This is a genomic window from Halobacillus litoralis (assembly GCF_020524025.1).
Taxonomy (GTDB): domain Bacteria; phylum Bacillota; class Bacilli; order Bacillales; family Halobacillaceae; genus Halobacillus; species Halobacillus litoralis_D.
Window position 1 is genome coordinate 66,407 of the sequence record NZ_JAIVKN010000005.1, and the last position, 18,626, is coordinate 85,032.

Annotated in this window: 18 protein-coding genes; 6 read left to right on the forward strand and 12 right to left on the reverse strand. The window is 42.8% G+C overall.

Annotated elements, in window-relative coordinates; all coding sequences use genetic code 11:
* Positions 1 to 296: 296 nt before the first annotated feature.
* The 4 genes from LC036_RS16765 to LC036_RS16780 all read left to right on the forward strand — a co-directional run bounded on the left by LC036_RS16765 (position 297) and on the right by LC036_RS16780 (position 4,285).
* Entirely contained in the window at positions 297 to 1,814 is a 1,518-nt protein-coding gene (locus tag LC036_RS16765; RefSeq protein WP_226585385.1) for a BCCT family transporter, read from the forward strand.
* A gap of 128 nt (positions 1,815 to 1,942) precedes the next feature.
* Positions 1,943 to 2,758, forward strand: coding sequence for a DUF368 domain-containing protein (locus LC036_RS16770; RefSeq protein WP_226585387.1), 816 nt, complete (start codon positions 1,943 to 1,945; stop codon positions 2,756 to 2,758).
* Between the two features lie 72 nt (positions 2,759 to 2,830).
* Entirely contained in the window at positions 2,831 to 3,148 is a 318-nt protein-coding gene (locus tag LC036_RS16775; RefSeq protein ID WP_226585389.1) for a thioredoxin family protein, read from the forward strand.
* 54 nt (positions 3,149 to 3,202) lie between these two features.
* Positions 3,203 to 4,285, forward strand: a complete 1,083-nt coding sequence (locus tag LC036_RS16780) for an FAD-dependent oxidoreductase (protein ID WP_226585391.1) — start codon at positions 3,203 to 3,205, stop codon at positions 4,283 to 4,285.
* Between the two features lie 118 nt (positions 4,286 to 4,403).
* Here the strand turns inward: LC036_RS16780 and LC036_RS16785 are convergent, their stop codons facing one another.
* Genes LC036_RS16785 through LC036_RS16805 form a run of 5 tightly spaced genes read right to left on the reverse strand, consistent with a single transcriptional unit; the run spans position 4,404 to position 8,873 of the window.
* On the reverse strand, positions 4,404 to 5,048 hold the full coding sequence (locus LC036_RS16785; protein ID WP_226585392.1) for a TVP38/TMEM64 family protein: 645 nt from the start codon (positions 5,046 to 5,048) through the stop codon (positions 4,404 to 4,406).
* Positions 5,041 to 6,012, reverse strand: coding sequence for an ABC transporter ATP-binding protein (locus LC036_RS16790; RefSeq protein WP_226585394.1), 972 nt, complete (start codon positions 6,010 to 6,012; stop codon positions 5,041 to 5,043). The genes LC036_RS16785 and LC036_RS16790 overlap by 8 nt, the downstream gene beginning before the upstream one ends.
* Entirely contained in the window at positions 6,009 to 6,809 is an 801-nt protein-coding gene (locus LC036_RS16795; RefSeq protein ID WP_226585396.1) for an ABC transporter permease, read from the reverse strand. The genes LC036_RS16790 and LC036_RS16795 overlap by 4 nt, the downstream gene beginning before the upstream one ends.
* Entirely contained in the window at positions 6,806 to 7,666 is an 861-nt protein-coding gene (locus tag LC036_RS16800) for an ABC transporter permease (RefSeq protein WP_226585398.1), read from the reverse strand. The genes LC036_RS16795 and LC036_RS16800 overlap by 4 nt, the downstream gene beginning before the upstream one ends.
* Complete coding sequence (locus tag LC036_RS16805) at positions 7,647 to 8,873, reverse strand: ABC transporter substrate-binding protein (protein WP_226585400.1); 1,227 nt, start codon at positions 8,871 to 8,873, stop codon at positions 7,647 to 7,649. The genes LC036_RS16800 and LC036_RS16805 overlap by 20 nt, the downstream gene beginning before the upstream one ends.
* A 169-nt stretch (positions 8,874 to 9,042) precedes the next feature.
* On the opposite strand from LC036_RS16805, the gene LC036_RS16810 reads away from it, so the two are divergent.
* Both LC036_RS16810 and LC036_RS16815 read left to right on the forward strand, forming a co-directional pair.
* Positions 9,043 to 9,630 carry a class I SAM-dependent methyltransferase gene (locus LC036_RS16810; RefSeq protein WP_226585402.1) on the forward strand — a complete coding sequence of 196 codons (588 nt, stop codon included), beginning with the start codon at positions 9,043 to 9,045 and terminating at the stop codon, positions 9,628 to 9,630.
* Between the two features lie 151 nt (positions 9,631 to 9,781).
* Complete coding sequence (locus tag LC036_RS16815; RefSeq protein ID WP_226585404.1) at positions 9,782 to 10,033, forward strand: DUF2164 domain-containing protein; 252 nt, start codon at positions 9,782 to 9,784, stop codon at positions 10,031 to 10,033.
* Positions 10,034 to 10,045: 12 nt separating this feature from the next.
* Here the strand turns inward: LC036_RS16815 and LC036_RS16820 are convergent, their stop codons facing one another.
* The 7 genes from LC036_RS16820 to LC036_RS16850 all read right to left on the reverse strand — a co-directional run bounded on the left by LC036_RS16820 (position 10,046) and on the right by LC036_RS16850 (position 18,507).
* A complete protein-coding gene (locus LC036_RS16820; protein ID WP_226585406.1) occupies positions 10,046 to 11,782 on the reverse strand; it encodes a methyl-accepting chemotaxis protein in 1,737 nt (578 codons plus the stop codon).
* Positions 11,783 to 11,795: 13 nt separating this feature from the next.
* A complete protein-coding gene (locus LC036_RS16825; protein WP_226585408.1) occupies positions 11,796 to 12,746 on the reverse strand; it encodes a BMP family lipoprotein in 951 nt (316 codons plus the stop codon).
* Between the two features lie 163 nt (positions 12,747 to 12,909).
* Positions 12,910 to 13,923: an LLM class flavin-dependent oxidoreductase gene (locus tag LC036_RS16830; protein ID WP_226585410.1), complete on the reverse strand. Its 1,014-nt coding sequence runs from the start codon at positions 13,921 to 13,923 to the stop codon at positions 12,910 to 12,912.
* A 379-nt stretch (positions 13,924 to 14,302) separates the two neighbouring features.
* A complete protein-coding gene (locus LC036_RS16835) occupies positions 14,303 to 15,556 on the reverse strand; it encodes an efflux RND transporter periplasmic adaptor subunit (RefSeq protein ID WP_226585412.1) in 1,254 nt (417 codons plus the stop codon).
* Positions 15,557 to 15,578: 22 nt separating this feature from the next.
* Positions 15,579 to 16,259, reverse strand: a complete 681-nt coding sequence (locus LC036_RS16840) for a hypothetical protein (RefSeq protein WP_226585414.1) — start codon at positions 16,257 to 16,259, stop codon at positions 15,579 to 15,581.
* Positions 16,260 to 16,681: 422 nt separating this feature from the next.
* Positions 16,682 to 18,058, reverse strand: coding sequence for an MATE family efflux transporter (locus LC036_RS16845; RefSeq protein WP_226585416.1), 1,377 nt, complete (start codon positions 18,056 to 18,058; stop codon positions 16,682 to 16,684).
* On the reverse strand, positions 18,055 to 18,507 hold the full coding sequence (locus tag LC036_RS16850; protein WP_226585418.1) for a MarR family winged helix-turn-helix transcriptional regulator: 453 nt from the start codon (positions 18,505 to 18,507) through the stop codon (positions 18,055 to 18,057). Before LC036_RS16850 ends, LC036_RS16845 begins: the two co-directional genes overlap by 4 nt.
* Positions 18,508 to 18,626 lie beyond the last annotated feature (119 nt).

The following is an 18,626-nucleotide window of genomic DNA, read 5'->3' on the forward strand; positions in this document are numbered from 1 at the left end:
CATGAAAGACATTATTTGGAGGTGTAGGATGTAATGGAGCGGCAGAATCCACACCTCCCGGGAGCCTCACAACTATATCTGTTTAGAAGCGTGTGGGAACCTTTTTAAAAAGATTACGGGGTGGGTAAAAGAAAGAGCCTTTGATTGTTTCAAAGGCTCTTTCTTATGAGTGGTTATATTAAAATTGTTTATTTTTTCTTGGTATGGGTATTCGTTAATCATACAATAATCTCCATTTCACCACTGTATTCGACTATCACATAGGAGAGAAGTTTATCTTCAGAAAGGAGTAAACAATGAAAAAAGTCACTTCTGTTTTTTGGGTAACATTAGCTATTGCATTATTTTCCGTTATTTGGGGGGCGGCAGCTCCTAAGAATCTTGAAGCAATTACCGGTAAAATACAATCGTATATATCGGTTCACTTCGGGTGGTATTATCTATTAATTGTTACAGGTTTCGTTGTCTTCTGCCTTTATATGATATTTAGTCCTTATGGAAAGATGAAATTAGGGAAGGCAACAGATACTCCGGATTATAATTATGCCACATGGTTCGCTATGCTGTTTAGTGCCGGTATGGGAATTGGACTGGTATTCTGGGGAGCGGCTGAGCCGATTTATTTTTACGCGAATAACGCCCCTACAGCTGAGACAGGTACAGCTGCAGCCTTGAATGAATCCATGCGGTTTGTTTATTTTCACTGGGGGATACATGCCTGGGGAATTTACGCCATTGTCGCCCTGGTTTTAGCTTATTTCAAATTCAGACGCGGGGCACCGGCGCTCATTAGTGCGACACTGGAGCCCTTGTTTGGAGATAAAATGAAAGGTCCCTGGGGGAAACTCGTTGATATTATTGCTGTCTTTGCAACTATTGTAGGTGTGGCTACCACGCTTGGTTTTGGTGCCGCCCAGATTAATGGAGGGCTCACATTTCTGACCCCGCTTGAAGATTCTTTTGGTATTCAGTTGATCATCATTGGAATAGTAACGGTTCTATTCATGATGTCCGCCTATACCGGACTGAGTAAAGGGATCAAATATTTAAGTAACACCAATATGATTCTGGCTATTGCCCTGTTAGTCATAATGCTGATTGTTGGCCCGACATTGTTTATCATGAATATGTTTACAGACACCATAGGTGCATACTTACAGAACCTTCCGTCTATGAGTTTCCGTCTTGCACCAAACAGTGAAGAAAACCGTACATGGATTAATAACTGGACCGTATTTTATTGGGCGTGGTGGATCGCCTGGTCGCCTTTCGTAGGAATATTTATCGCACGTGTATCCAAAGGGCGCACAATCCGGGAATTTTTATCTGGAGTTCTTCTTGTCCCTTCAGTTATTGGGTTCCTCTGGTTTTCTACCTTTGGTTCTTCTGCTATCCAAGTTCAACAAAATGGAGGAGACGATTTAGCGGAACTTGCGACAGAACAAGCAATGTTCGGCATGTTCGATAACTACCCGCTTGGTCTGATCCTATCAATTATTGCTATGACGCTTATTGGTACTTTCTTTATTACATCTGCGGACTCTGCGACCTTTGTATTAGGGATGCAGACGACAAATGGTTCATTGACTCCTCCAACAATGGTTAAGTTTGTCTGGGGTATTATTCAGTCATCCATGGCGGCAGTTCTTCTTTATTCAGGCGGACTACAAGCCCTGCAGAATGCGCTGATCTCAGCAGCTTTTCCGTTTTCATTTATTATGGTCATGATGGTTGTATCCTTGTATAAAGCGATAAGAGCTGACAAGATGGCTTTGGATAAAGGAAAGAGAGAAGAGGAAAAGACGTCTGCATAATGAGTAAGGTCCGGTAATTTCCGGACCTTTTCTCTTTGTGTTTTTATTCCTTAAAATGTATCATAAAATCTTGGATAAGTTTGATAGAATAAAAATAGAATCTACCTGATACAAAGGAGTAAACGACTATGTGGGAATGGAGAAATATTTACCGCGGACTATTGATGGGGGCCAGTGATGTTGTCCCTGGCGTCAGTGGAGGGACCATTGCGGTTGTTTTAGGAATTTATGATCGTCTAATTGAAGCAATTAACGGTTTCTTTAGTAAAGAATGGAAAAGGCATTTGAAATTTCTGCTGCCCCTTGGTCTGGGAGTGGTCACATCCATTGTGCTGCTTGCCCGTGTCATCGAGTGGTTATTTGAACACTACCCGGGTCCGACGCAGTTTTTCTTTTTAGGGTTAATCATTGGTGTACTGCCATACTTAACCCATAAAGCAGAGATGAAAAATAAATTTAAAGCGAACCATTATATGCTTTTATTGATTGGTGCTGCGATTGTTGCTTCTATGGCATTTTTTCAAACGGCAGAATCTGAACCGATGCAGAACCTTACATGGACCGGCTATCTTTTATTGTTCTTTTCTGGATGGATCGCAAGCAGTGCTATGATTCTCCCTGGGATCAGTGGTTCATTTATTTTATTGATTATTGGTGTTTATACGACAGTCACTTCAGGAATCTCTGATTTTAGATTCGATATTATCGCTGTTGTCGGTTTAGGTATTCTGTTGGGGCTGGTGTCTATGAGTAAAATTGTTAAGTTTTTCCTGGACAACTACACATCTGGAACATTTGGAGTGATTATTGGACTTGTCATTGGCTCTGTGTTCGTTATTTTTCCCGGTGTACCAGAAACTTCAGCATTAATGATTGTCAGCTTTATTGCTTTCCTGGCTGGGTTGCTAGCTGCCTGGTTATTAGGTAGAGTGGAATATAAGTGAGCGTGTGAAAAGACAAGAAAGTAATTTTTTATTAAGATAGAACTAGCTATCAATAAAAGGAGAATGAGTTTGATGGAATCGATTCATACTATGGAGCAATTTAACAAAACAATTGCAGGCGAACAGCCGGTTATTGTGAAATTTCAAGCAGATTGGTGTCCTGACTGCCGCCGTATGGACATGTTTATCGGGGAGATTCTTGAGGAATATAAGACATACAGCTGGTACGACGTAAATCGCGATGAACTGCCGGAAGTTGCGGAGAAATATGAGGTTATGGGTATTCCAAGTATCCTGATATTCAAAGATGGACACAAAATGGCCCATTTGCATAGTGCGAATGCGAAAACTCCTGAAGAGGTTCAAGAGTTTTTACAAGCGAGTCTTTGATTTGACGTCCACATGGTTGAACCATGTGGACGTTTTCTATAAGGAGGTCTGAAGTTGTCAAAGCGCCTGTTATTAGTCGGAGCCGGTCACGCCCATTTGGAGGTTCTTCGTCGTTTCAAGGAATCCATGTTAAGAAATGTGGATGTCTGTATGATTTCCCCCTCTTCATACCAGTTCTATTCTGGAATGTTCTCAGGCTTTACTGAAGGGATTTATTCTGAAGAAGACACCCGTATTGACCTGGTTCAGCTGTCCAAAAAATCCGGCGTGCATTTTATTCAAAAGAAAGCCGCTTTAGTAAAAGCCGACCGCAAAAAAGTTGTGTGTGAAGATGGAACGGTTTATCCTTTTGATGTCGTAAGCTTCGATATTGGTTCCAGAAGCCTCCCTGTTGAGTATGAGGACACGGTGGCGCACACGATTAAACCAAACTATCGTTTTATTGATAAAATAAAAAGTTTAAGAGAAACCACGAAACCTTTAATCGTAGGAGGCGGAGCGGCAGGAACGGAGCTGGCCCTGTCTATTCAGGCTTATAAAGAAAAACATAAGATTCCTGGTCAGGTAAGACTCATCACTTCTGAGCGTGTGTTATCGAGTGCGCCGGCATGGACTTCAGCGAGATTAAGAAATTTACTTAACAAAAAAGGTGTGCGTGTGTGGGAAGGGGAGCGTGTGGAGGAGATTTATGACCAATTCGTGCAGACGGAAAAGAACAACAGAGTTCGTCATACAGGTGTCCTCTGGCTCGGCGGTGCAATTTCAGATGACATATTTAAACGTTCCTTGATAGAGACGGATGATCGGGGATTTGCTCTTGTCAGGCCGACTCTTCAATTTAAATCATTCGATTATATTTTTGGAGCTGGAGACTGTGTAACAATGGAGGACTATCCGCAGATCGCGAAAAGTGGTGTTTATGCTGTACGTCAGGGTCCCGTACTATGGGAAAATTTAATGAACTTCCTGGAAGGGAAATCACTGCAATCCTATGTTCCTCAAAAACATGCGCTCTATATATTGTCAACTGGTGGCAGGAAGGGATTTCTAGTTTATAAAGCGGTCAGTGCCCATAACCACAAAGCCTGGCAGTTGAAGAATAAGATTGATACAGATTTTATGGATAAATACCAATAAAGAGCCTATGCTGTCTTCTCAAGGAGACTTGCAGAGGCTCTTTTTTTAATGTCAGGCACTATTAATATTTACTACAAGAATAGTCTGATCCGTTAACTGTGACCGAAATTGTTCTCTTTCATAGCTTCAACCAGGCACGAACTTTATTACGGAGGAGAAATGTCGTGACCAATATTAAAGCAAACGTGCTTAATGCAATAAAGATCAGCGTCCGGTCCCCACTTGCCAGGCTTGTACCAACGAGGCTGTAGGCAAAAGTTCCTGGCAGCATCCCGATGACGGTCGCAAGGATAAACGAAAACAATTTCACCCTCGTCATACCTGCAAGATAACTGAGAATATCAAAGCCCACAATCGGAATTAACCGCAGGATAAAGACGTACATAAAGCCTTGTCCTTTCATTCGTTCATAAATGGAGGACGCCCATTTGGATTGATGAAACTTTAACACAGAATCACCGAAGAATTTCCCCATAAAATAACCGGTAATTCCTGCACCAGTTGCTCCTATGATGATATAAAGCATTCCCGGCCATATGCCATAAGCAAAGGCTGCAGCGAGCGAAAGAACGGAAGTAGGAAATACAACGATGGGACCAATGATATAAAGCCCCATAAAGATGAGAGGCCCAATACTTCCAAACGATAAGATATAAGCACGGATATTTTTGGGATCCACTTCTAGTTGTGTCCGAGCGAACCAGGCAGCGCCCGCTAAAATGACAATAAACGCAAGAGAGCGAATGATGCTTTTCCTACTCATCTATGGTTCCTCTGAATCTTTGTATGCTTGATACCGGAATTGAAAGGAAGACTTCGTTTTGCAGCTGCTCGTCATTGGTTAATGGGAGAGGAACCTTTGCCCCTGACTCTTTTATTTCAATATGAGCAATCGGTCTTCCGTGTTGATAAGTGATATGTTCAACCGTACCTTCAAAGGTCTGTGTATCCTCTTTAAAAGGAGAGGAAGATAGTTCGATCGCCTGCAAAGGGACATACTCCTGGTCATTTAAGATTAAATGACCGCCCATAAAAGAGGCTACCTTCATGTTGGCTGGAGATTCATGTAAGACCTTAGCCGCGCCTATCTGTTGGAACTTTCCCTCTTGAAAGACAGCGATCTGGTCGCCCATAATCATGGCTTCCTCCATATCGTGAGTGACGAATATCGCGGTCGTTTCCTGTTCGACAAGGAAATTTCTGACCCAGTACCGCAGGCCCTGACGCAGGCTCGGGTCAAGACTGCTGAAAGGTTCATCAAATAGGATGACCTCAGGTTCTGTGGCCATGGCACGTGCAAGGGCGGTCCGCTGCTGCTGGCCTCCTGATATTTCAGAAGGGAAATGACTCCGGTACTTTGTCATCCCTATGGCTTCCAATAGCGTGTCTACTTTTTCCTGCGTGTATTTTTTTGATACTTTTGCTCCGTATGCAACGTTTTCCTCCACCGACATATGAGGGAAAAGGAGGGGTTGTTGAAAAACGAGACTGATATCCCTGCGATTGGCTTTCTGTTTTGTTACATCTCTTCCGTTCATATAAATGGTCCCATTTGTAGGTTTCTCTAAACCTGCGAGAACGCGTAACAGTGTCGTTTTTCCGCTTCCGGAAGGACCGACCACACTCATAATCTCTCCTTTTTGCAATTGAAAGGAGAGCCCATTGAGAACAAGATCGCTATGAAATTGTTTAGTAATTTGCTTGATTTCTAGAGTTATTGAGCTCATCTGTGATTCCTCCAAGGTACGCGGGAATAGGGAAGCAGCAAAAGGATGACTTCCACCAGGATGTACATGACAACAGGTACGAATGCAAACCAGAGGGAAAAGGCTGACATCAAGGATGCATTGGCATTCTCCAGGAATGGAAAGAAGACCATAGGTAGTGTGAGAACCTGTCCCCCTCCGATAATAGCGGTGATGGCATATTGACTAAGACTGATGACGATGGTCAAAAACGTAACACTGCGGAGAGCCGGCCGTAATAAAGGAAGTTCCACTGTGAAAAGTTGAGTGAAAAATCCTGCCCCTAAGATATGGGGCTGCTCCATCAATGCTTTCCCCATCTGCTGATAACTGTTGTGAAAGATCTTAATGCTGTATGGAATCGTTGGGACAAGGTGGATGATAACCACCCCCATCATTGTATCTGCAAGTCCTAGACGAATCATAAATAAATGCAGCCCCATAGCGATTGCTAAAACAGGGATAAGGATGGGGGACAGCAGGAGAGCTTCCACCCAGGGCTTTCCTTTAAAAGAATAGGAGGAGAGTGCTTTTCCTGTCAGGATCCCGACTACTGCATTGAGCACCAACACAAGGAAGCCAATTAAAATGGACCACCAGGTGGCTTCCCATAGGTAAGGGTCCCGTATTAATTGACGGAAACTTTCGAGCTTCCAATCCACTCCATATCCGCTTTGAAATCTCCAGGGGGCACTCAGACTTTGAAGAAGTAAAAGCAGAAGCGGAGCGATGAAAAATACGATTCCCACAGCTGTGAATACAGGCTTATTATTTTTCATGAACGACTTCCTCTCATAGCTCTCCATCTAGCTTTATTTAAGTAAAGATACATAAGAAGAGAGACAACCAGCAATAGAAAACTGACACATACCATGGAGGCAAAGGCCAATGGGCGGTCTTCCCATGAACTTCCATAGAACCAGTCATAACTGAGCACGGATATCATCTCAGGGAATGTTGTTCCCAGCATGGCTGGAACTTCATAAGCAGAGAGTGTAAATGAGAATACAATCAGGATCGTTTCAATTAACACGGGAAGCAGGTGAGGAACTTCTACAGTGAAAAAACGGTTCCAGGCTGTCCCGCCTAATGTATCTACTAAAGCGTAATATTCCGGCCGGATGGAGGTGTAGACAGGCAGCAGCATAAGGATGACAAGCGGGACTTCTTTCCAAACATACGTAAGGATTATACCAATACCGTATGGATCCCTTGTGAGGATCGGAAACTCGTCCGTGTCAGCAATCCCGCCTGTCAATAGTGCAAGCTGAGAAAGGACGCCTGTTTCAGATAATAATAGAATGACCATATACCCCCAGACGAAATGGGGGAAAAGCATAGGAATCCAAACCGTCAATCGGGGCGCCATTTTTTCTAATAAGGTGTGAAAAAAGCGTGTGAACGCCATTCCAAGAATGATGGAAAGAAGCGTTGCCGCTAAAGAAGTACGTAAACTGAACCAGAGGGATGCCATAAATCGCTCAGATTGGAAAAGCTGCCGGTAGTAATCAAATGTCCACGTCCCACTATCACTCAGACTCTGAGAAACTGCTGTTACCAGACCGTAGAGTGGAATACTCATAAAAAGTAAAGCCGGGATAAACAGAAGTAGAGAGCTATTCCTGGACAACTTCATTGAACCACTGTTCTTTCATCCAATCGACATAATCTGAATCTGCTTCTGGAAGGAAGCTTTCTTCCAGTTTCTTAGAAGGAAGTACGCTTGCTCCCCGGTCGACTGATTTAAATTTCTTCTGCCATTGATCTGGCAGCTTTTCCATACTAATAGCTGTGTTTTCTCCCCAATACTCCGGTTTATACTTGGCAAGCTGCGCTTCAGGAGAGAGCATGTAGTTAATGGCAGCAAGCGCACCTGCCTGATTGGTACTGTTGAATGGGATTGATAAAAAATGCGTATTTCCAATAGAGCCGGGTTTAAGCACAAAAGATCGTGTAGAAGCAGGAAAGACATCCTCTTCAATAAGTGATTCGGCCCGCGATTCGTTATATCCCATGGTCATCCACACTTCACCCTGACTGTATAAGCGGTCAAGTTCTGTAAGGTCATTGGGGTAGTGTTCACCTGAACGCCAGAGGTCCTTACTGATATCGTTTAGATAGTCCCATGTGCGACCGGCTGTATCTGACAATCTTTCCTCATCTAAAGGTTGTTTATAGATGTCTTCGGGATTATCCGCCTGTGCGTAGAGGACATGTCTTAAGAAGGCATTCCCCGTAAAATCTTCCGCTCTTGGGTATGTGAACTTTCCCGGGTTTTCATGAATCCAAGTTTGTAAGTCCTCGAATGACTGAGGGGGGGATTGAATTTTCTCAGAATCATAATAAATAACAAATTGAACCTTGCCCCAAGGTGCCTCCATTCCCTCCACCTCTGTTCCGAAGTCGGTTTGAAAAGCGGGAGCGTTGGTTTGGTAGTATTCATTATAATTTGGAAGTGTTTCTGTGAAAGAACCCATCAATAGATCGTTTTCTTTAGCATTTTTGAAGTTTTCCCCATTAATCCAGATCAGATCGATGGTCCCATCCTGTTTACCCGCCTGCTTTTCTGTTTGAAGCTTTTGTAAAATTTCCGGCGTATCCATAGGTACCCGCTCAAGGTTCATTTTATATCTTTCCTGTAAAACCGGAGCGACGGATTTGTCTATGTATCGATTGATTCCTTCATCTCCACCCCACATATAGAGGCGTACTTCTGAATTTTCAGCGGAGGATTCAATTTCATCCCAGGATTCTTTTGTCCAGTCCTTTGTCTTCGTTTCTGATTGTCCGCAAGCGGCTAACAAGGCAATCATGAATATTAAAAGAACGTTCCATGTTCTCATCTTTCTCCCCCTTATTTCTTCTTATAATAAATTCATACCTTAACATCTCTTTCATCTATCATCTATCATACAAACAAAATGATGAGAAGGAAACTAATCGTGCTCTTATGGATGCGTGACTCCTATTCCAACAGGGTAAAGAAAAGGAGGAGAAAGGGGAGGGGCTCGAGTGATATATGAACAATTTGCTAAGCCGAGTGGGATCTTTGGTAAACTTGCCGGCCAATTTATGGCGAGAGAAAACAACCATCTGAATGATTGGACTCAATCTTTTCTAAGTATAGAAGAGGGGGATCGTGTATTAGAGGTTGGCTTTGGTCCGGGAGATGGTCTGGTAAAAGCAGCGTGTGTAAAAGGAGTCACCATTTACGGGGTGGATCCTTCTGAAACCATGGTGGAAACCGTTCTGAAGAAACTGAGAAAATATGAAAATCCAAATCAAATCGGAATTTTTCATGGAGAAGCGCATGATTTATCCCGTTTCCAACACTCACTAGATAAAGTCTATGCTGTCAATAACGTTTCTTTTTGGCATGCCCCTGTAGAGACATTGAGTCATATACGATCCTTAATCCGATCAAATGGAAGGATTGCATTAACCCTCCTTCCCCATGAAAAAGGAGCGGATGACGATACCACAGAAGTACTAGGGGGGCAGCTTCGCTCTATGCTCATAAAGGCGGGGTTTAGTGAAGTACAGGTCCATTTTAAAGATGAAAATCCTAATAAAGCTGTTTGTGTTGTTGGAATGGCATGATTGGTGTGTTGAGTTAAGTCTTTCATCGGGCTCTTGTTGAAATCAAGGACTATCTGACAGGGACCCCCTTTACGGTTTCCTTCCTCCCTGAAGGCTGAAACATTCTATTAGTTGGGTGTGATACGATATAAGGGAAAAGGGAGGGTAACCAATGAAATTAAAAAAAGAAGAGCGCTCTTATATGGTAGAACGGGTCAAAGAGCTTTTTGAACTTGAAAGAGGAGAAGTAATAGGTGACTTAGCGGCAGAACAATGGGTGACTTCACTTGCGGAAGAGATGGGCCCTTTTTTCTATAATAAAGGGGTTGAGGACGCAAGGATGATGGTGGATCAAAAGGTGATGAATTTAGAAGAAGATCTGCGTTCTTTGGAACGACCGGCGGGTAGACCAAAAAGAAGATAAAAAATGACCGCTTCAGGAAGCTGAAGCGGTCAACGTCTGGTCTTCGTCCTCCAAGGTCCGGGGAGAAGACTCTTCCTCATTATCTTCTTTTACTTCCTCTAAATGAAAGTGCTTCAATTGTCCATTTAAATCATCGATCATATCTTCAAGATTATCTGTTTCTTCTATCATTTGTCTGAATGCGGTCTGCTGTTCCAATGTGGAGGCAGATATCTCTTCTGTTCCAGCAGCCGTTTCCTGAACAATACTGCTTACATTCTCCATGGAAACTTGGACATGAGAACTTTGTTGTTTGGATTGTTCTAAACCTTGCACGAGTTTTTCTAACTGCTGATGAATGGATTCTACTTGTGTGCTGATTCTCTCGAAGGCCCCTTTTGTAGTATCCACCGACGCGTTTTGCTGTTCAGAAACTTTTACTGTTTCCTGCATTTCCTGTTCAATTATTTGGACGCCGTCTCTAATCTGGTTGACCATCCTGGATATGTCACCAGTGGCTTTCGTAGACTGATCGGCAAGTTTCCGGACTTCTTCAGCAACAACAGCAAATCCTTTACCATGCTCACCGGCTCTAGCTGCTTCAATAGCGGCATTTAATGCAAGTAAATTTGTCTGTTCTGCAATCCCGTTGACCAGTTCTACTGTTGATTCAATTTGGTCTGTATATTGGATGAACTGGTTGACAGAAGACTCAACATTGGATAGAGAAGAAGAACTCTTATCCATTAAAGAACGTTGTTCACCAATACTTCTCTGCCCGTCAGTGACATAATTAAGGGCAAGCGAACTTGCTTCTTGTGACTGTTGTCCCTGCTCCTGGTTGGTTTCAAAGCGGTGGCTCAAGTCTTCCATTAAGACAGCCACATCTTGAACATCATGAGAAATGGACTGGCTTCCCTGAGCAAGCTCATCGGTTGAATGACTCACTTGACTCGATATCTCTGACAACCCTGTCATTTCGTTATTCAGCTTTGAACTGAAGTCCTTCACGTTCTGCCCAATATCATGGACAGAAGCAACCGTCTTTTGTAGATTGTCCACCATCATGCGGAATGATTTCTTTAACTGCCCAATCTCATCATTTTCTTTTCCATCCCATTCAATAGATGTCGTAAGGTTTCCATCAGCTACTTCGGAAGCTTTTTCTGCCAAGCGTCGAATCGGCACGGCGATGTGTTTCCTTAAACGCGAAGTGGAAAGGATGGAGGATGCAGTAAGAACAACGGCCGCAATGATTGTAAATAGAATCAACTGTTGAATGGTTTTCTGCTGGGCTGTTATTTGCGCATCGTACCAGGATTGAGCTTCTCTCTGGAGCATATATACATCGTTAATGATTCCAGATGTTCTCGCTGCCTGTCTTTGGACTTCATTGACGTTTTCGTTCGTAAGTGCTTGGACGGTGGTGTCCTGCCAGTCCGTAAATTTAATTTCAGCCTGGCTGTACCAACGTTCCTGCTCATTCGTAATGATTGAAGAATTCATTTGTCCCAGAAGAGTTTCGGTTTGCTCGATTTGCATAAGGGCTTCATTTTTAGCCCCTTCTGCCGGGCTGTAACTGTATGTAGTAAGAGCTTGTTCTACACTGACCAACTGTCCATGAAGTTCCTTCCCATCTAACAGAATTTGTACATCCTGATTAGTGGACCGCTGCAAATCAATCATCTGAAAGACAACGAATCCGATAAGGGTCAAACATAGCAGCAGTGGAATCAAGGTCATCGTATAAAGTCGACGGCCGATTGTCATAACTGTTCCTCCTTTATTTTGTTCCTGAAGCTTTGTTCAACATGCTTTCCTGTTCTGAGGTTAATTTTATAAGGCGGACAGGAGCAAGCCCGACACCGTTTTCATTAATCCCCAGCGTGTGAGTGTCCCCATCCAATTTTTCTCCATCCTTCAGCTGCTGCATCACCCCGTATAAAGCAACGTCTACATTTTTTAACATGGATGTGACTACAGCTTCTTCAGCAACGAAAAACTGATCGCTATCTACTCCGAATGCATAGATTCCCTGTTTTTGGGCTTCTTTTAGAACACCAATGCCTGTAAATCCTGCAGCTGGGAAGATGTAATCGGCTTTTTGATTAATCATCTGCTTAGTAATCGAGGCTCCTTTATGATCATCATCAAATGTACCAGCGTATTCGATGAGCACGTCAGCCTCAGGATTCGCCTTCTTCACGCCTGCTTTAAAACCTTTTTCAAATCGGTTGACGACAGGAATATCTTCTCCCCCGATAAAACCTACGGTATCTGATTTCGTTTTCATTCCTGCAAGTAAGCCGATTAAATAACTGCCTTCATCCTCTTTAAACAAAATGGAGGTCACATTATCAAGGTCAGAGACTGCATCAATCAACACAAAGGATTGTTCTGGAAATTCCTTTGCAAGCGTGTCAATCGCGGTTTGTGCATTGTATCCAAGACCTATAATTACTTCATGTTCCTGGCTGACAAGTTCACGTGTGTTTTTTTCGTAGTCACTATCAAATGGTTCCCGGTAATCAAACGTTATTCCTAGTTCATCTCTGGCTTTTTCCAAGCCTTGAAAAGCTGAATCACTGAAAGATTCATCCCCGAGACCACTTTCCGTAACAATCAGTCCTGCACTGATGTCTTGGTCAGTTTTAGCGTTTGATGTTTCTTGAGCGCATCCCATTAAGAAAAAAATAATTGATATTAGGACAACCCCTCTATATGAGCGCTGCACGTTCATCACTCCTTTTTATGATGTCTGCCAATCTTTATATCGGATTAAGAAGGGGGAAATGAATAAGGGGAGTCTTTTCTTTTTTGTATTTCAGGTTTCCTCTTACAGTCCGTTCAGAGTTCCTCCACCTGAAAAGCAAAAAAATAAAAAAGCTACCAGAACTTTATGTTCTGGTAGCTTGGATTGTATTGAGTTGAAAGGCATCTGCCAGGAGTTCATAGGATTTCAAGCGATCTTCAAACGGGGTAACAATCGTATTGATAATGATTTCATCCACACCATAGCTTTCAGCAAGCTGCTCGATTTCCTCCTGCACCCGATCTATACAACCGACAATCATCCGGTTTCGGTTGTCCTGAATCCGCTCTTCTTCAAACATGGTATAAGAGTGTGAAAGAGCTTCTTCAGGTGTAGGGAAGTGGGTGCGCCTTCCCCCTTTCTCAATTTGGAGCAGGGCCAAGTCTAAACTTGATGCAAGATACTCCGCATATTCATCTGTTTCAGCACAAACTACGAACACAGAAACGTTTCCCGCAGGCTCCGTCTGCTGCATGGATGGCGAAAAGTAAGATTGATATCGGTCCATGGCTCTTGTTCCTCCACGCCCATTAATAAAGTGCGCAAACGAATAAGAAGCCCCAATGTCTGCGGCTACTCTTGCGCTGGTTCCGCTTGATCCAAGCATCCAGATCGGGGGAGCCGTCTCCCCTTGAGGTGTAGCCTGAATCCCCATGCCTTGAGGGTCCTGTCCATGCAGGTAGGCCATTAATTCTTCAACTTGTGAAGGATAGCTTTCGACGTTAGGAAGCTTTCCGTTGTTTAGAGCTAAATTAACATTCGGCATTCCTCCAGGAGCACGGCCGACCCCGAGATCAATCCGGTTCGGATGAAGTGTCTCAAGGACACGGAAAGACTCAGCAACTTTGTAGGAACTATAGTGCGGCAGCAAAACGCCTCCGGTCCCAATCCTTATCCGTTGTGTATGTGCTGCAAGATGAGCAGCCAGAATTTCAGGTGAAGATCCCGCTAAGCTTCCTGTGCTATGGTGTTCTGAAACCCAAAAGCGGTGAAATCCCAGCTCGTCTGTCCATTTTGCGAGTTCCGTTGTCTGTTTTAAGGCTTCTTGTGGGTCGGTCCCTAATAAGATAGGGGACTGATCCAGTACGCTTAGTTTCATCATTAGGCCCCCAGTTTCGTTCCTTCTACTTTCTATCGTCCCATGTGCCTGAAAAATATGCAAAGCATTTAACCCATTTTCTTATAAAATTTTAACTGTTAAATGTTGGTGTTGATGATCATAAGAAAGTCAGTTAAGGAGGTGGCATTGATCTCCGAAAACTTGATTACCGTATATATTGGAGATTAAGGTCCTTCTGAGGAAGTGTTTATTTCGACCCGGTATCGGAGGTATATGTTGAAAAGGAACCTATACAGTTGGAAGATCACCATGTTTTATGAGGAGGGTGTCAGCTGGTGGCTTGAATAATGGACTGCTTTGTAGGAATTCATCTGGACAAAAAAACGACCCCATAGAGGGGCCGGTGGTCTAATTTATCTTATCTTGATAAAAATCCGAGTAAACTGTAATTCAGTATGGAGGATTTTTTGATTTTAAACATCTGTCTTACGTCTAAATCATCAATGTGTAAAGGTGTGAAAAAGACTGCTCCATTTCTGAATTCATCTTTTGGATGTACAGCAAGCCACTCTCCCGCTTCAAGTCCCTCCACGATTTCAATCAGTCCATCTGTTTCAAGTCCTGATTGAATGGCACGACGTTCTAGGTTTCCTTCTTTATTCATAACCCAGGCATAAAGGTTCTCGTCGGTGATTAAAGCTTCCTGTAAAGCGGTAATGGCTCCTAGAGCTTCTTTTGTGGTCACTTCGACATTCGCGTGGTACCCGGGGAGGACCTCTTCATCAATATCATCTAAAGAGACAGTGAAGGGATAGCGGCTTGTTTTATTAAGACCAATCTCCTCAGGAAACTGATGAACATCTGTAAGTGTTCCGGTTGTTTCGAAATTAAAATCTTCCCCTTTAACTTTGGCAGCCATATTCTCTGAAAGCCTGTTTCGCTCATCTTCACGGACTTCTGCTTTCACGATGAGACTGGTTGACTCCATAGTAATCAAGGGATCGTTTAATTCCTCGGAAAGGTTAGTGACTACACCAGAGAAGGAGCTGGTGACGGTGATTTGATCTCCGTCCTCCTGCAGCTGGTCCAACTGGTCTTCTGCCATTTCCAGAAGAGATTCCTGTTTATTAAGTTCAGCTTCCTGCTCGGCTATTTCTTCCTGCTGTAAATATTCTGTTTCCACATAAGAGGGAGGAGTTTCTTCAGATTCATCGTTCTGACCGAAGATATTACTGCGATTCGATGATTCCGTTTCAGGTTCAGGGATTTGGTAGCTTTCTATTTCATCAATGTATTCTTCTATAGCATCGATCTCTTCTTCAATCCGGCCAATTTCAGATTCCAACTCGTTTTCCTGCTGAGTATAGTTGGCTACATTGTATGTATAAAGAGCATCCCCTTCATCAACCTTGTCACCTTCCTGAATGAGGAATTCATCAAACGTTCCATTGTTTCCATTAAAATAAATCGGCGCTTTCTCCTGGGCAGTGAAGACCCCTTTTGTTTCAAACTTCTCCAGTAAATCATAGGTGATTGTCTTCGACCATGTATGAATGTAGGATTTACGATCCACTTTCTCACCTTCATCTAAAAAAAGAAGGAGCCCATTAGTAGTTATGAAAGCGATGATTAGTAAACCCAGGATGCGGCCTTTGTAATTTATTCTCGGCATGTTTAATACACCTGCAGCTTTCTTACCTGATTAAGTAGATAATATACACGTCAAAATAAGAGAGGGCGGAAGTACCGGCCCATAATAAGAGGTGCCAGAAAATAACCCCGACCCATATCCAGCCTATTTTAGTTCTCGACAACCAGGATAGACACTTGACTTGGTACCAAATGATGAAAAGTTGAAAGATTGAGATTGAACCAAAGAAGTATATGACCCAGTCAAAGGATGTGAAGTAGGATGCCAGCACACCGAAAGATAATGGAGATACGTACCAGTCAATTCCTGCATAGACCATCAGCGGGATCCAGGTTAACCGTTCAATGATCATAACAATCAGTACATTCATCTGGATAATGATCAGTTTTTTATAAGATATGTTGTTGAAAAGCCAGAAAAAGAAAGAGGATATGAAAAGGATGAATAGAAATAGGAGGACCGCATAAACGATGCGCCCTATAATAAACCATGCTTTTCTAAACTCGTATTCTACCCTGTTTAATTCGGACATGTTTGCAGATACAGCATCCGTTCCAAGTCCCAGCCAAGCACTCCAGACATATGTAAGAATCGTTGCACCCAATAGGAAGAATAATAGATTCCAAACATTTTTTAACTTTTCAGCTTCGTTCAATTTGAACAAGTGATCGTCACGGCTAGTAAATAATTTAATCAAGTGGACAGAGTACGTCATCCGATTCATCCTTTAGCAAAGAAAAATAACACGCTCTGTATTATTTTAACGGAAATTGTCATAGGTTGCTATAAGTACTATCAAATCTTTTGGGAAAAGATGGGGGATGAATGTGACGCCTCTTCCAGCTTTTTGATACTTAATCTTGTTGATAAAAGAGTGAACATATAAGGGGTGAGACGTTTTCCACATAGCATAAAAAAAGCACGACGCTCGAGAGCATCGTGCTTTTTTATCGTTTTTTATAAACGTTACTATTCATTTTTATAAGATGGACGTACTTGTTTATGGCAGCACTTGATGACTTGGTTTCAAATGTTTGTCTAAAAGTAAGGTCCACGCCCCCCCTTATTCAAACAAAACCCTCTCGTGATTAACTCCAGGATAATAGAGCTTGTAAATCAACCTAAGAGTTTAACAGGGCCTTTTCATTATAAAGGGGCTGTTTCATAGGTTCCGGTTTCTTTTTTTGATTTGAAAAATAACGCGCGGTCCTTATATAGAAAAATCATAGATAAGGTGAACGCCAGCAGATCGGAAAGCGGAAAAGCAAGCCATACACCTGTGACTCCAAAGAAATTTGGCAGGATTAACACGAGCGGGATGAGAAAAAGCACCTGACGGGCCATAGACAGGATTAGTGCCGGCTTTGCCATTCCAAGGGCTTGATATAATCCCCCGCTGACAACCTGGGCTCCAATCAGTACCGCAAGAGCGAACATAATGCGGATAGCATAAGCTCCTGTTTCAATCGTCTGTTCATCGCCTGTGAATATGTTCATCAACCCTTCAGGGAAAGCCATCATGAGAACAAAAATTCCTGTCGATATCATGGTGACGACTTTCAAACCAAGTACTACCGTTTCTTTTAGTCTGGCATAATTTTTGGCGCCATAGTTGTAACCGATAATTGGCTGCATACCTTGAAGAACGCCAATCATTGGCATGATGGTGAACATCGCAAGTTTCTGGACGATTCCAAAAACACCGACTTCAAATTCCCCGCCGAACTTAATAAGCATCAGGTTGATAGCAATCATCATTCCGCTGCCTGATACCTGTCGGATAAAAGCAGGCATTCCAATCGTTAATACCTCTTTTATAATGAGCCATTGCGGCTTCAAGGCACTCCATCTCACTGTAAGCGTTGATTTTCCTTTAAGGAAGTAATTCAGGACAACAATGGTAACCGTCGCCTGAGATATAACTGTGGCCACCGACGCCCCGCGAACGCCCATATCCAATCCAAATATGAAAATCGGATCCAGTATGATGTTCAATACCGCAGGAATGATCATGGTGACCATAGCAAACTTGGAATTACCTTCTGAACGGATAATGCTGTTTGTTGTAAAGGAGAAAGAAAAGAAGATGGAACCAACCATAATTGGAAATAAATAATCTTTTGCGTATGGCATGATATTTTCGGTTGCCCCAAAAAGTTTCAATAACGGCTCAAGGAAGGTGAAAGCACCAATGAAACCGAAGAAACTGATTAGTACAATCATAAAAAGAATGTTACCAAACACAGCATCTGCTGCTTCTTGTTTATTTTCACCAAGGCGTCTTGATATCACAGACGCTCCCCCGATACCGACGGCAGCGGCAATGGCCATGATAATCATCATAACAGGAAAGCCGATGCTGACTCCGGAGACGCCTAAGATCCCTACGCCTCGCGCGATAAACAGCGTATCAATGACATTATATAATGCCATAACAAACATCCCGATCATAGCTGGAATGGATAAGTTAGCGAGCAGCTTAGGGATAGGCTGTGAACCCAAACGTTGACTTTGTTCTTTCATGTATCCTCTCTCCTCGTAGTCTTAGGTTTTAAGTTCGACTGCATTTTTCTCAGCCATGAAACCATGACATGCTGTTCTTCTTTGGATAATCCTACAGTAGCTTCGTCCTCAATCACTCTTACGATTTGGACAATCGTATCGTGAAGCTCCACGCCCTGGTCTGTCAGCTTGATCAAATTCGTGCGCTTATCTTCCATGCTGGACCGCTTGGATATCCGGTTATGCTTTAATAGAGATTCAATTAAGCCATTCATCGTTGATGCTTTGATGTGAAGGCGCTTTTGAAGCTCTGTCTGAGACTGTTCTCCAGCCGTGGCCAAAAAGTATATGACCCTGGCTTGAGAATGAGTCAGGTTGTATTCGCCTAATCGTGCATTGTATATATTCTGTAGCAGGTGCGAAACCATGTGAATGTTATACCCTAAGTACTCATCAAGGGATTGTCTCATAAATTAGTTAGCCTCCTAAACAAATTATAGTATAAAAGAGTTAGGAAGATTCGTAAACTAAATAACCTCTTAGATGGTACAGGATGACTTATTTCTGTGAACAATTCGTGAAAAGGATG

What these genes read in the sequence shown, in the direction of transcription:
- LC036_RS16765 (WP_226585385.1), top strand. Translation starts at nt 297, where the DNA reads ATGAAAAAAGTCACTTCTGTTTTTTGGGTAACATTAGCTATTGCATTA.
- LC036_RS16770 (WP_226585387.1), top strand. Translation starts at nt 1,943, where the DNA reads ATGTGGGAATGGAGAAATATTTACCGCGGACTATTGATGGGGGCCAGT.
- LC036_RS16775 (WP_226585389.1), top strand. Translation starts at nt 2,831, where the DNA reads ATGGAATCGATTCATACTATGGAGCAATTTAACAAAACAATTGCAGGC.
- LC036_RS16785 (WP_226585392.1), bottom strand. Translation starts at nt 5,048, where the DNA reads ATGAGTAGGAAAAGCATCATTCGCTCTCTTGCGTTTATTGTCATTTTA.
- LC036_RS16790 (WP_226585394.1), bottom strand. Translation starts at nt 6,012, where the DNA reads ATGAGCTCAATAACTCTAGAAATCAAGCAAATTACTAAACAATTTCAT.
- LC036_RS16795 (WP_226585396.1), bottom strand. Translation starts at nt 6,809, where the DNA reads ATGAAAAATAATAAGCCTGTATTCACAGCTGTGGGAATCGTATTTTTC.
- LC036_RS16800 (WP_226585398.1), bottom strand. Translation starts at nt 7,666, where the DNA reads ATGAAGTTGTCCAGGAATAGCTCTCTACTTCTGTTTATCCCGGCTTTA.
- LC036_RS16805 (WP_226585400.1), bottom strand. Translation starts at nt 8,873, where the DNA reads ATGAGAACATGGAACGTTCTTTTAATATTCATGATTGCCTTGTTAGCC.
- LC036_RS16815 (WP_226585404.1), top strand. Translation starts at nt 9,782, where the DNA reads ATGAAATTAAAAAAAGAAGAGCGCTCTTATATGGTAGAACGGGTCAAA.
- LC036_RS16820 (WP_226585406.1), bottom strand. Translation starts at nt 11,782, where the DNA reads ATGACAATCGGCCGTCGACTTTATACGATGACCTTGATTCCACTGCTG.
- LC036_RS16830 (WP_226585410.1), bottom strand. Translation starts at nt 13,923, where the DNA reads ATGAAACTAAGCGTACTGGATCAGTCCCCTATCTTATTAGGGACCGAC.
- LC036_RS16835 (WP_226585412.1), bottom strand. Translation starts at nt 15,556, where the DNA reads ATGCCGAGAATAAATTACAAAGGCCGCATCCTGGGTTTACTAATCATC.
- LC036_RS16840 (WP_226585414.1), bottom strand. Translation starts at nt 16,259, where the DNA reads ATGAATCGGATGACGTACTCTGTCCACTTGATTAAATTATTTACTAGC.
- LC036_RS16845 (WP_226585416.1), bottom strand. Translation starts at nt 18,058, where the DNA reads ATGAAAGAACAAAGTCAACGTTTGGGTTCACAGCCTATCCCTAAGCTG.
- LC036_RS16850 (WP_226585418.1), bottom strand. Translation starts at nt 18,507, where the DNA reads ATGAGACAATCCCTTGATGAGTACTTAGGGTATAACATTCACATGGTT.